Genomic DNA, 12298 nt, shown 5'->3' on the forward strand with positions numbered 1-12298 from the left:
CGTGACGGAAAATCCAACTCAGAAGTGGGGCGTGTGATGCGAGACAAGGAAGAGAAACGCGTCGACAGCGGCCGCCGTACCTGGCTGATTGCGACATCCGTAGCAGGTGGCGTGGGAGGCGTAGCCACCGTCATACCTTTCGCGGCGTCGCTTGCGCCGTCCGCGAAAGCGAAAGCGGCCGGTGCACCGGTCGAAGTGGACATCAGCGGGCTGAAGCCCGGTGAAATGGTGACCGTGCCGTGGCGCGGCAAGCCGGTGTGGATCCTGAACCGCACCGACGCGATGCTGGCCGATGTGGTCAAGGCCGACAAGGAAGTGGCCGACCCCACCACCGAAAAGCCCTACACGATGCCGTTGCCCGCGTATTGCGCGAACGAATATCGCTCGCGGGCCGATCGCAAGAACATCCTCGTCGTGATGGCCGTGTGCACGCACCTCGGCTGCACGCCAAGCCAACGCTTCACGCCGGGTCCGCAGCCGAACCTGCCGGACGACTGGCCGGGCGGTTTCCTCTGCCCGTGTCACGGTTCGACCTACGACCTCGCCGGCCGTGTGTTCAAGAACAAGCCGGCGCCTCAGAATCTCGACATCCCGCCCTACATGTTCACGTCGGCAACGACCCTCGTGATCGGCAAGGACGAGAAAGGAGAAGCGTGATGGCCGACAACAAGGAAGTCTCCACGACAGGTCTCACCGGCTGGATCGATCAACGCTTCCCGCTCACGTCCACCTGGAAGAAGCACGTTTCCGAGTACTACGCGCCGAAGAACTTCAATTTCTGGTACTTCTTCGGCTCCCTCGCGCTGCTGGTGCTGGTCAACCAGATCGTCACGGGCATCTTCCTGACGATGAACTACAAGCCCGACTCGACGCTCGCGTTCGCGTCGGTCGAGTACATCATGCGCGAGGTGCCGTGGGGCTGGCTGATCCGCTACATGCACTCCACGGGCGCGTCGATGTTCTTCGTCGTCGTCTACCTGCACATGTTCCGCGGGCTGCTGTACGGGTCGTATCGCAAGCCGCGCGAACTCGTGTGGATCTTCGGCTGCGCGATCTTCCTGTGCCTGATGGCCGAGGCGTTCTTCGGCTACCTGCTGCCGTGGGGCCAGATGTCGTTCTGGGGCGCGCAGGTGATCGTGAACCTGTTCTCGGCGATCCCGTTCGTCGGCCCGGACCTGTCGCTGTGGATTCGCGGCGACTACGTCGTGTCGGACGTCACGCTGAACCGCTTCTTCGCGTTCCACGTGATCGCGATTCCGCTCGTGCTGGTCGGCCTCGTGGTCGCGCACCTCGTCGCGCTTCACGAGGTGGGGTCGAACAACCCGGACGGCATCGAGATCAAGGCGAAGAAGGACGAGAACGGCATTCCGCTCGACGGCATCCCGTTCCATCCGTACTACTCGGTGCACGATTTCCTCGGCGTGTGCGTGTTCCTGATGGTGTTCGCGCTGATCGTGTTCTTCTCGCCGGAGATGGGCGGCTACTTCCTCGAGGCGAACAACTTCGTCCCGGCGAACCCGCTGCAGACGCCGCCCGAGATCGCGCCGGTCTGGTACTTCACCGCGTTCTACGCGATGCTGCGCGCGACCACCGATCCGTTCAAGATCGTGCTGATGATCGTGATCGCGCTGCTCGGCGTGCTCGCGCTGATCCGCGCGCGCGGCAAGTGGAAGGTCGGCCTGCCGGTGCTCGCCGCGGCGATCGTCGTGTTCATGTACCTGACGGAGTCGAAGTTCTGGGGCGTGGTCGTGATGGGCTCGGCGGTGATCACGCTGTTCTTCCTGCCATGGCTCGACCGCAGCCCGGTGAAGTCGATCCGCTACCGGCCGCTGTTCCACAAGGTGTTCCTCGGGATCTTCGTCGCGGCGTTCCTGACCCTCGCGTTCCTCGGCACGCGGCCGCCATCGCCTGCCGCGACGCTGATCGCGCAGTGCTGCGCGCTGATCTACTTCGCGTTCTTCCTCGGCATGCCCGTCTGGACGCCGCTTGGCACGTTCAAGCAGCCGCCGGAGCGGGTGCGCTTCAAGCCCCATTAACGTGAGCGAGGAGAGAACGACATGAAGAAACTGCTTTCGACACTCGCGCTGATCGGGGCGACGGCCTGTGCGCTGCTGGCGGCGCCGGCGGTTCGGGCGGAAGGTAATTTTCCGCTCGACCGGGCGCCCGATAACACGGAAAATCTCGTTTCGCTTCAGCACGGCGCGCAATTGTTTGTAAACTATTGCCTGAACTGCCACAGCGCGAACCTGATGCGCTACAACCGTCTGACGGATCTGGGCATATCCCAGAAGGAGATCGAAAAGAATCTCCTGTTCACGACCGACAAGGTCGGCAACACGATGTCCGTTGCGATGCGGCCCGAAGACGCGAAGAACTGGCTCGGCACCTCGCCGCCCGACCTGTCGGTCGAGGAGCGCGCGCGCGGCCGCGACTGGCTGTATACGTATCTGCGCAGTTTCTACCGCGACGATACGCGGCCGACCGGCTGGAACAACGCGGTGTTCGAGAACGTCGGCATGCCCCATGTACTGTGGCAGCTGCAGGGGCAGCGCACCGCCAAATTCGAAGACAAGACGGACGAGGAGACGGGCGAGAAGGTCCATACGCTCGTCGGCTTCCAGCAGGTCACACCGGGGACACTGTCCTCGGTGGATTATGATGCTGCGGTTGCCGACCTGGTGGCGTACATGACCTGGATGTCCGAGCCGGCTCAGCAGACCCGCAAACGCCTCGGCGTGTGGGTGCTGATCTTTCTCGGTGTCCTGACTTTCCTGGCCTGGCGGCTCAATGCCGCGTACTGGAAAGATATCAAGTAATCACGCCTGACCGGCGTGGGGCCGGCGCAAGGTGGAACCCGCAACGGGTTCGCCGCGTGCCGGCCCTCGGCTTTTTTGAGGAAAACGCAAACATGATGGTTCTGTATTCCGGCACAACTTGCCCGTTCTCCCAGCGTTGCCGGCTGGTGCTGTTCGAGAAGGGCATGGACTTCGAAATCCGTGACGTCGATCTGTTCAACAAGCCGGAAGACATTTCGGTGATGAACCCGTACGGTCAGGTGCCGATCCTGGTCGAGCGCGACCTGATCCTGTACGAATCGAACATCATCAACGAGTACATCGACGAGCGCTTCCCGCATCCGCAACTGATGCCGGCCGACCCGGTGCAGCGCGCACGCGCGCGCCTGTTCCTGCTCAACTTCGAGAAGGAACTGTTCGTCCACGTCAGCACGCTCGAGAACGAGAAGGGCAAGGCGGCGGAGAAGAACCACGAGAAGGCACGCCTCGCGATCCGCGATCGCCTGACGCAGCTCGCGCCGATCTTCGTGAAGAACAAGTACATGCTCGGCGAGGAATTCTCGATGCTCGACGTCGCGATCGCGCCGCTGCTGTGGCGTCTGGATCACTACGGCATCGAACTGTCGAAGAACGCTGCGCCGCTGATGAAGTACGCCGAGCGGATCTTCAGCCGTCCGGCCTATATCGAAGCACTGACGCCGTCCGAAAAGGTCATGCGTCGTTGATGGTGCAATGAGTGCATGACGGAGCGGGCGGCGTGGCGTGCCGCGCCCCCGCTCTGGTTCGAGGATTGTGATGCAAGAGATTTCAACGAAGCCTTATCTGCTGCGCGCGTTGTACGAGTGGTGCACCGATAACGGTTACACGCCGCATATCGCGGTGAGGGTCGACAACTCGACGCGCGTGCCGCGTCAGTTCGTGCGTGACGGCGAGATCGTGCTCAACATCAGCTTCGAGGCGACGAGCCAACTGCAGATGGGTAACGAGTGGATCGAATTCACGGCCCGGTTCTCCGGGAAGGCGCACAAGATCGAGATTCCGGTTGCCAACGTGCTCGCGATCTATGCGCGCGAGAACGGGCAGGGCATGGCGTTCCAGGTCGATGCGGTTGCGGGTGAGGGCGCCGATTCGGGTGCGTTCGACGAAGATGCGGCGCAGGCGGATGATGCGCCGCGCGACGAATCGCCTGCTGCATTGACGCCGGTGGCCGACAGCGGCGCGAACGAGGAGCCGTCCGAAGGCGCCGACGAACCGCCGAAAACCGACGGCGATGGCGACGGTTCGAAAGGTGGCAGCAGACCTCGCCTCAAGATCGTGAAATGAGGTAGAATCTCGCGCTACGCCGGCTTAGCTCATCTGGTAGAGCAGTTGATTTGTAATCATCAGGTGGCGGGTTCGAGTCCTGCAGCCGGCACCAAATTGAACGAAGGGTCGGGAGGTTTTCCTCCCGGCCCTTTGTCTTTGGGCGCCCAGCATGGGCGTACTCCTGCGAGTGAAAGTCTCGCCATGAGTTGATCACAGCGAATGAGGCAAAGCGCAACTGCGTGAGGGTGACTGAGCGCGGGGCGTAAGTTGTGAGCCGATGGACAAGAATCGGATAGAAGGCGCTGCCGAGCAGGGCGAACGGGAAAAGAACCGCTAAGCTCTTGTGATTCGGGCGAAGTGGCGTAAATCCGGCGGGCCAGAGCGTAATCGTGTCTCCCGGACCGGACGCAAACACCTTCACATCTGCCTGAACAACCCCGCATACGCACGACTAACCGGCAGCATCTCCCGCTGCCCGCGCACGCGAATCCGCGACCTTCCCAGCAGATCGCGCTCGACACGATCGATCGCTGCGTACGCAACGATCACGCCGCGATGCACCTGCGCGAACCGCTCCGGATCGAGCCGCTGCATCAGCTCCTTCAGCGGCGTGCGAATCACGAGCCGTTCACCGGCCGTGACGATTTCCGTGTACTTCTCCGACGCCTGGAAATACAGCACGTCGTCGACCGACACGAGCCGCGTCGCGTCCTTCACGCCAACCGTTAGCCAGCGGATCGGTGCCGTCTCTCTCGCTTGAGCCGCCTGCACGAGCGCATCGGCCTGCGCGGGCGCCGGCCCGCCACGCTGAAGCCTCGCGATACAGCGCAGTAGCCGCTCGTCCGTTACCGGCTTCAGCAGGTAGTCGACCGCGGCCCGATCGAACGCGTCGACCGCATAATCGTCGTAGGCCGTGACGAACACGACATGTACGTCGGGCGCCAGCGCAGCGAGCTTCAACCCGTCGATGCCGGGCATCCGGATGTCGAGAAACGCGATGTCCGGGCGCGGCGACGCGTTCAGCGCGGTCAGTGTTTCGACGCCGTTGCGCGGCATCGCGACGATCTCCAGTTCAGGCCAGAGCTGCCGTAGCCGCTGCGCGAGTGACGCGGACAGGTTCGGTTCATCGTCGGCAATGAGAGCAGTCGGCATGTCAGTCGATCGGAATCAGCAGGGTTGCGGTGACACCATGCGCGGCGGCGGCGTTCGTTTCGACAGCGACGCGGCCGCGCTCGCCGTGCAGCGTTCGGATACGCGCCGCGACGTTGGCGAGACCCACGCCCCCATGCAGGCGCGTGTCTCCTTTGCCGAGGCCGACGCCCGTATCGATTACGTTCAGTTCGAGGCTGTCGCCGCGCATCCTGCCGCGAATCACGATCACGCCGCCGTCGATCGATGGCTCGATGCCGTGCAGCAACGCATTCTCGACGAGCGGTTGCAGCAGCAGCGGCGAGAACGGCAGCGCGCGCAGATCCGTCGGCACGTCGATCGCATACGAAAGCCGCTCGCCGAGCCGGATCGACGCGATCTTCAGCAACGCGTCGACGAGCTCGAGTTCTTCGCCGAGCGTCGACGTCGCATCGCGCGTGCGTCGCAGGCTTGCACGCAGGTAGCGATTCAGGCTGTCGAGCATCGTCGACGCGCGAGCCGGATCGCGCTCGATCAGGCTCTGCACGTTCGCGAGCGTATTGAACAGGAAGTGCGGCTCGATCTGCGCCTGCAGCAGCGCCAGACGAGCGGCCGTCTCGGCCTGGCGTGCTTCGGCGGCTTCGCGGCGCTCGGTCTCGAGCGTCGCACGCATGCGCATGGACTGCAGGAACAGCGACACGCACACGAACAGGATCGCCGAGATGAGAAACGACGGCCCGTAGCTGTCCCACGTGCCGATGCGGGCGCGTCCGAACACGTGCGGCACGTTTGCGCCGACGATCGTCGCCGAGATCTCGAAGCCGATGAGCACGCTGGCCGGTGCGATCACGATGGCTTTCAGCACGAGCCCCGGCTTGCGCGGCAACAGCCGGTCGGCGGCATGGCTGAACAGCAGCGCGCAGAAACCGATCGCGTTGGAGACGACGAGGTAGGACAGCAGCGGTTCCTGGAAATGGAGCGCCCAGAAACCCAGGCCGACGACCGAGTTGAAGCACGCGAACGCAAGCAGTGCGGCCGGATCGCGCAACAGCCGCGGCGAGATGCCGGCGGGTGACGGCGGAATCGGCGAAGGGTCGGACGTGGCTCGCATGGTGTCGGGTGAGGATATAGGCGCGCGATGCACTGATGGCCTGACCTTACTGTCGGTCGGGGCGACTGCGTGCGCGCTGCGACGAACCGCACGCGGGCTCGACGAAGCGCTTCGGCTGCCGACGGTTGGCCGGTTTCCGTCACGAGTGTAGTGGAAGGGGCTGCGGATGGACACGGGGCATTGCAGGTTGCGCGTCGAGCACGACGCGCCGAGCAGCCGGGTGCAGGCGGCTCTTTCGGTTCAGCAATCGCCGGCCGCCGGGCCCATGGGTGCATCGGTCTTCCCGATCCGCCGAGCGATCGTCGCCTCGACGCGCAACTCGTCCGCGAATTCGGGCGTCCCGTCGCAAGTCGTGCCGTCTGCCGGGACCAAGCAATAAGGTGTTGCCGTATCCACACCGATCAGGCTCCCCCGACCATGTCCACGATCTTTCACCTGAAGCCTTACGTCTACGTCATGTTCTGCGTGCTGCTCTATATCGGCATCAAGCGCTGTTTCCCGCGCGAGGTGCCGGCGGCACGACCGCTGATCTCGCCGGTCGCGTTCGGGATGCTCGGCATCGTCAGCCTGAACGGACGCTTTCCACATGCGGGTGTCGACGCGAATGCGATCGCGCTGGCGGCCGTCCTGGGCGGCGCGACGCTGGGCTGGCTGCACGCGGGCCGGTGGCGGCTCGAATATCGTCCGGCCTCGTCGGGCCTGCGTGTGCGCCTGCCCGGCGACGCGAGCCTGCTCGCCACGCTGATGCTGACGTTCGTCGCCGAAACCGGCATCCACTACGCGGTCGCCGTGCACGCGCCGTGGGCGGCGACGAGCAGCTTCGTGATGCTGTCGTTCGCGGTATGGGGCGTGCTCGTCGGGATGACGCTCGGGCGCGCGATGAACGTGGTCGTGCGCTGCATGCGCCATGCGAGCGGATCGGGGCATGGGGGGCCGTATTCGGTCGATCCGCGATGAAGGGGGCGCAACGGCCGGCGAACGGGGCAACTGACGGCCCGGCATGCGACGCAGTTCGCCTTCGTCAATCGTAAGGGTATTAAACCGAAACCACGTGTAACGAGCGCTATTTCGCACCCCGTTTTCCTGTCACGGTCACGTCACGGTGCGCTCATAACGTTGCACGTTCCCGTCGCGGCGGCACTGCCGGACCGGGAACGTGCGCCACCCGCTCGCGACGACGTGCCCGCGTCGCGGACGGGGGCCGACCGGGATCTCGCTCCCGGCGGCGCGGCGGTCACGCATCGCGCCATTTCATTCAAAAATACGATCGACGACGGTTCGAACCGGATCGCGGACGATCAGGAGACAGAGCATGCTCAGTCCGCATGAATTCTCGATGCTGTTGCGCATCGCGCGTGCGCCGGACAGCGTCGATCCGTCGAATCCCGCCTTCGCCGTGCTGGTCGAGAAGCGGCTGGTCGACGATACGCAGGTGCGCCTGAACGCCGTGGCTGCGCGCCCGGCGCTGACACCGATCGGCCGGATGCTGCTGGCGCGCTTCGATCAAGCGGCCTGAAGGAGCGCGTCACGCCTTCGTCGAGACGAAGAACGTGACGCGTTGAAGCGCCGGGTCGCTTACTGCGCGACCGGCACGGTGACGTCGCTGCCGAACCAGTGCATCGAGATCTTCTTCAGCGTGCCGTCCTTGCGCAGCGAATCGAGCGCGTCGTTGATCGCCTTCTCGAACTTCGGATTGCCCTTGCGGAACGGGATCGCCATTTCCTGCTTGCCGCCGTTCAGCACTGCACCGGCACGCAGCGGCAGGTTCGATGTCTTGATCATGTACGGCAGCATCAGGCGATCGTCGAGCGTCGCCTCGATCCGGCCCGCGGCGAGGTCGCGCAGCTTCTCCGGCGCGCCCGGATACGTCTGCACCTCGATGCCCGGCACGGTGCGCGCCATCTGGTCGTAGTTGGTGCCGAGCGTCACGCCGAGCTTCTTGCCCTTGAAATCGTCGAGCGACTTGAAGTTGCGCGTGTCGTCCTTGCGCTGGATCAGCTGCGCGGCCGAGTACGTGTACGGCTCGCTGAAGTCGAGCGCTTCCTTGCGCTGCGGCGTGATCGTGACCTGGTTGACGATCACGTCGAACTTGCCGGCCTGCAGGCCCGCGATGATGCCGCTCCATTCGGTCGGAATGAACTGCGTCTTCACGCCGAGCTTGCCGGCGACGGCGTTCGCGACGTCGACGTCGAAGCCCTCCAGCTGGCCGGACGTGCCGCGCGAGTTGAACGGCGGATACGTGCCTTCGAGACCGACGCGCAGCACGCCGGCTTTCTTCACGGAATCGAGCAGGTCTTCGGCATGCGCGGCGACGGCCGTGAAGCCGAGAGCCGACGCGAGCAGCAGGCCCGACAGCAGGAACTTCGAACGTTTCATCGCGGATCTCCAGAGTTCAGTATCGTGGTGTGAGCGCCGGGTATCGTTCGGACCCGGGGGCGGCCGGAATGCGGGCAGGTAGACACTACTCGCAACGGCGCCGCGCCGGAAGTCGAATTGGCCCTGATTGAAAGCGATTTCATTGGGGCGCTGCAGACGACAAACAGGAGGCGGGATCGTCACGCGCAGGCCGGGTCGGTCGGCGGCGCGCGACGGGCCCGGCCCGCACGGACTGGTTTCGATTGTCGAGAAAATGTTCTTTTAAATCAGATCATTTTTCAAAATTGCCCGGTAATTTATCTGTAAAATCGCGCGGAAGAAATCGAACACTGCGCCATCCGAGGGCGCGTCAGAAGAAGAAAAGGCCGTAGCCATGAACATGCAGAACACAATCGCCGCATTGCGCGGCGGGTTGCTTCAGCAGGATCGGTTGCTGAAGCTCGATACGCCATTGGGGGCCAACGTCCTGACCGTTCAGCGGGCAGTCGGCCGCTCGCGCATCGGCCGCGCGTACGAGTTCACGCTGGACGTGCTGTCGACCGACAGTGATGTGGAACTTAAAAAGCTGATCGCGCAGCCGGTTACGCTGTGGATCCAGCAAGGCGATCGCAGCTACCGGCCGATCAGCGGATACGTCCATACCGCGCGCCGCCTCGGCGCCGACGGCGGCCTCACGACCTATCAGCTCACGTTCGCCGATTTCACCCATTTCCTGAAGTTCCGTCGCGACCAGCGTCTCTGGAACGACACGACCGTCGACCAGATCATCAGCGACGTATTGAACCAGCATCCGCAGGCGCAGGGCCATTTCCGCTTTGCGCTGTCGAAACCGCTGCCGAGCCGCTCGTACACGCGCCAGCACGACACCGACTGGCATTTCGTGCATCGGCTGATGGAGAGCGAAGGGCTCTACTGCACATGGCAGCAGGCCGACGATGGCAAGTCGCATACGCTCGTGATCACCGACAACCTGCAGGCGTTCGCGCCGCTGTCGCCGGAGACCGTGCGCTTCTATCGCGGCGGCGCGGCAAGCGAAGCCGACGCGTTCACGCAATGGTCGGGCACGCGCACGCTGCAGAGCGTCACGCGCACGACGCGCACGTTCGACTACAAGAACCCGTCGCAGCCGTCGAACCCGAAGGGCACGACGCTGCCGACGATGGCCGGTCAGGGCGAGTTGCCCGACCAGCTCGAAGTCTACGAGTACACCGGGGCGTACACGTATCTCGACCAGACGCGCGGCGATCACCTGACGAAGATCCGGATGGAGGAGTGGGAGTCGCACGCAAAGCGCTTCCATGGCGCGGGCGGCGTGCGCGCGATCGATGCCGGCCGGCGCTTCACGCTGTCGGACCATCCCGAACACGATCGCGATCCGGCCGACCAGCGCGAATTCGCGGCGATCGGCGTCGAATGGTGGATCGAGAACAACCTGCCCGCCGCGAGCAGCAGCGCCGACTTTCCGTACAGCCTGCGCGAAGCGTTGACGCAGGCTCAGGACGGTTACGGCGCCGACCCGGCGTTTCGCGTGCCGCACGACGACGGCTCGGTCGGCTTCTATCTCGTCGAGGTCGAGGCGCAGCGCGTGAGCGTGCCGTATCGCAGCCCGTTCGAGCACGAGAAGCCGAAGATGCACCTCGAGACGGCGATCGTCGTCGGGCCGCAGGGCGAGGAAGTCTATACCGACGAGTTGAACCGGATCCGCGTGCAGTTCATGTGGGACCGCCTGAACCCGGGCAACGAGAATGCGTCGTGCTGGGTGCGTGTCGTGCAGTCGGATACGGGCGGCGGCTACGGCGGCGTACACGTGCCGCGTATCGGCGAGGAAGTGCTGATCGACTACGTCGGCGGCGACTGCGACCGGCCGCTCGCGGTCGGGCGCGTGTACAACGGCGCGAACCAGCCGCAGTGGCATAGCGACGGGATTCTGTCGGGCTATCGATCGAAAGAGTACTCGGGCGGCGGCTACAACCAGCTCGTGATGGACGACGCGACCGGGCAGAACCGCGTGCAGCTGATGAGCAGCAGCGCGAACAGCCTGCTGCATCTCGGCTACATCATCGACCAGAACGGCAATGCGCGCGGGTCGTATCTCGGCAGCGGGTTCGACTTGCGCTCCGATGCGTACGGTGCGGTGCGGGCGAGCCAGGGCCTGTACGTGACGACTCATCCGAAGGCGGCGAACAGCCAGCCGCTTGACGTGAAGGAAGCGCAGCAGCAGCTCGTGACGGGCGAGAGTCTCGTCGAGGCGATGTCGGGCGTGAGCGAGCAGCATCAGGCGGAGAGCCTGAAGGATGCGCAGGACACGATGCGCGCGTTCACCGACGCAACGCAGGACAGCAAGGCGGGCAGTGCATCCGGCGGGCGCACGGGAGGCGGCGGCACCGGTAACGCGAACGCGTTCAAGGAGCCGGTGATGCTGTTCGGCAGCCCGTCGGGGATCGGGATGTCGACGCAGCAGTCGCTGCATGTGATTGCGAACGATCATGTGAACATCGCGAGCGGGCAGAGCGTGCATGTTGCGGCAGGCAAGTCGCTGATCGGCAGCATCGGGCAGAAGCTGAGCCTGTTCGTGCAGAACGCGGGGATGAAGCTGTTCGCGGGGAAGGGCAAGGTCGAGATCCAGGCGCAGTCGGACAACGTCGAGGTGACCGCGCAGAAGGCGGTGAAGGTTGTGTCGGCAACCGACCGGATCGAGATCGCCGCCGATCAGGGAATTCTGCTGACGAGCAGCGGCGGGTATATCCGCATTCAAGGCGGCAACATCGAGATTCATGCGCCGGGCGCGATCGACGTGAAGGGCGCGTCGCATACGTTCGCCGGACCGGCGAGCATGGGGTATCCGTTGCCGAGTCCGCGGCCGGATCAGCCGGGGCAGCTCGAACTGTTTCACAAGTACGTGAACGGCGAGGCGGTGAAGGGCGGACTGTTCACGGTGAAGGACGTGAACGGCGCCGTGCTGAAGAAGGGTGCGCTCGACAACAACGGTTATACGGTCGTGAGCGGACTGCCGCCGGGCGCGGTACGCGTCGAGTTCGGGAAGGATCCGCGCGAGTCGGATCAGCCGGCGAATTATTTCAAGCACGTGAAGTGGCCGGCAGAGCCGGTGGGGCCGTCGCCGGAGGCTGCGCAGGCCGCGGCGACCGGGCAGCTCGCGAGCCAGTTGCAGGGGATGGCGCCTGCGGCGACGACCGCGGCGATGGGGCTCGTGAGCGGCGGCAGCGCGGGCGCTGCGCTCGGCGGGCTTGCGAGTTCCGCGTTGCCGGCGGCCGCGAGTGCGCTGGGCGGCGCTGGGGTGGCGTCGGCGTTGCAGACGGCGTCGAGCCTGAGCGGTGCGGCGAAGCAGGTTGCCGGGATGGTGCAGGCTGCCCGCCAGGGCGGACTCGCGGCGCTGGCCGCGCCGGCCGCGAACATGGCGTCCGGTGCGGTGCAGAGCGCGCTGCCGGGCGTCGCGGGGATTGCCGGCAAGGGCGCGACGACGGTGGCGTCGGCTGCGGGCGGCATGAAGCTGCCGACGAGCGGGTTTGGCGGCCCGCTGAAATCCTGAGAGGGCGGCGCGTCAGCCGTCTTGAAGAAAACGAAT

General features: G+C 64.8%; 11 protein-coding genes and 1 tRNA gene. 9 read left to right on the plus strand and 3 right to left on the minus strand.

Translation table 11 applies throughout. The features are described 5' to 3' along the window. Positions 1–36: 36 nt before the first annotated feature. The 6 genes from petA to HWX08_RS28340 all read left to right on the plus strand — a co-directional run bounded on the left by petA (position 37) and on the right by HWX08_RS28340 (position 4212). Positions 37–657, plus strand: coding sequence for a ubiquinol-cytochrome c reductase iron-sulfur subunit (petA, locus tag HWX08_RS28315; protein WP_011350741.1), 621 nt, complete (start codon positions 37–39; stop codon positions 655–657). Beyond that, positions 654–2036 (plus strand): cytochrome b, encoded by a 1383-nt coding sequence (locus HWX08_RS28320; protein WP_107312395.1) that lies wholly within the window; start codon positions 654–656, stop codon positions 2034–2036. Before petA ends, HWX08_RS28320 begins: the two co-directional genes overlap by 4 nt. A gap of 21 nt (positions 2037–2057) precedes the next feature. Continuing rightward, positions 2058–2816 (plus strand): cytochrome c1, encoded by a 759-nt coding sequence (locus tag HWX08_RS28325; protein WP_069255590.1) that lies wholly within the window; start codon positions 2058–2060, stop codon positions 2814–2816. Positions 2817–2908: 92 nt separating this feature from the next. Beyond that, the gene (locus tag HWX08_RS28330; RefSeq protein ID WP_006400565.1) at positions 2909–3520 is read left to right on the plus strand and encodes a glutathione S-transferase N-terminal domain-containing protein; all 612 of its coding nucleotides are present in this window, start codon (positions 2909–2911) and stop codon (positions 3518–3520) included. A gap of 70 nt (positions 3521–3590) precedes the next feature. Further along, a complete protein-coding gene (locus HWX08_RS28335) occupies positions 3591–4118 on the plus strand; it encodes a ClpXP protease specificity-enhancing factor (protein WP_069255591.1) in 528 nt (175 codons plus the stop codon). 18 nt (positions 4119–4136) lie between these two features. Beyond that, a tRNA-Thr gene (locus HWX08_RS28340) sits at positions 4137–4212 on the plus strand. A gap of 305 nt (positions 4213–4517) precedes the next feature. On the opposite strand, the gene HWX08_RS28345 is transcribed toward HWX08_RS28340, so the two are convergent. Together HWX08_RS28345 and HWX08_RS28350 are read right to left on the minus strand one after the other, a co-directional pair. Then, positions 4518–5252, minus strand: a complete 735-nt coding sequence (locus tag HWX08_RS28345) for a LytR/AlgR family response regulator transcription factor (RefSeq protein WP_174922172.1) — start codon at positions 5250–5252, stop codon at positions 4518–4520. Position 5253: 1 nt separating this feature from the next. Beyond that, positions 5254–6339, minus strand: a complete 1086-nt coding sequence (locus HWX08_RS28350; RefSeq protein WP_174922179.1) for a sensor histidine kinase — start codon at positions 6337–6339, stop codon at positions 5254–5256. 417 nt (positions 6340–6756) lie between these two features. Here HWX08_RS28350 and HWX08_RS28355 point away from each other — a divergent pair, with 417 nt between their 5' ends. Both HWX08_RS28355 and HWX08_RS28360 read left to right on the plus strand, forming a co-directional pair. Next, a complete protein-coding gene (locus HWX08_RS28355; protein WP_174922171.1) occupies positions 6757–7296 on the plus strand; it encodes a hypothetical protein in 540 nt (179 codons plus the stop codon). Between the two features lie 355 nt (positions 7297–7651). Next, the gene (locus HWX08_RS28360; protein WP_174922170.1) at positions 7652–7855 is read left to right on the plus strand and encodes a hypothetical protein; all 204 of its coding nucleotides are present in this window, start codon (positions 7652–7654) and stop codon (positions 7853–7855) included. Positions 7856–7914: 59 nt separating this feature from the next. Here the strand turns inward: HWX08_RS28360 and HWX08_RS28365 are convergent, their stop codons facing one another. Beyond that, a complete protein-coding gene (locus HWX08_RS28365; protein ID WP_069255595.1) occupies positions 7915–8715 on the minus strand; it encodes a transporter substrate-binding domain-containing protein in 801 nt (266 codons plus the stop codon). Positions 8716–9088: 373 nt separating this feature from the next. On the opposite strand from HWX08_RS28365, the gene HWX08_RS28370 reads away from it, so the two are divergent. Continuing rightward, positions 9089–12262 carry a type VI secretion system Vgr family protein gene (locus tag HWX08_RS28370; protein ID WP_174922169.1) on the plus strand — a complete coding sequence of 1058 codons (3174 nt, stop codon included), beginning with the start codon at positions 9089–9091 and terminating at the stop codon, positions 12260–12262. Positions 12263–12298 lie beyond the last annotated feature (36 nt).

This window comes from Burkholderia metallica, assembly GCF_902832845.1.
GTDB lineage: Bacteria > Pseudomonadota > Gammaproteobacteria > Burkholderiales > Burkholderiaceae > Burkholderia > Burkholderia metallica.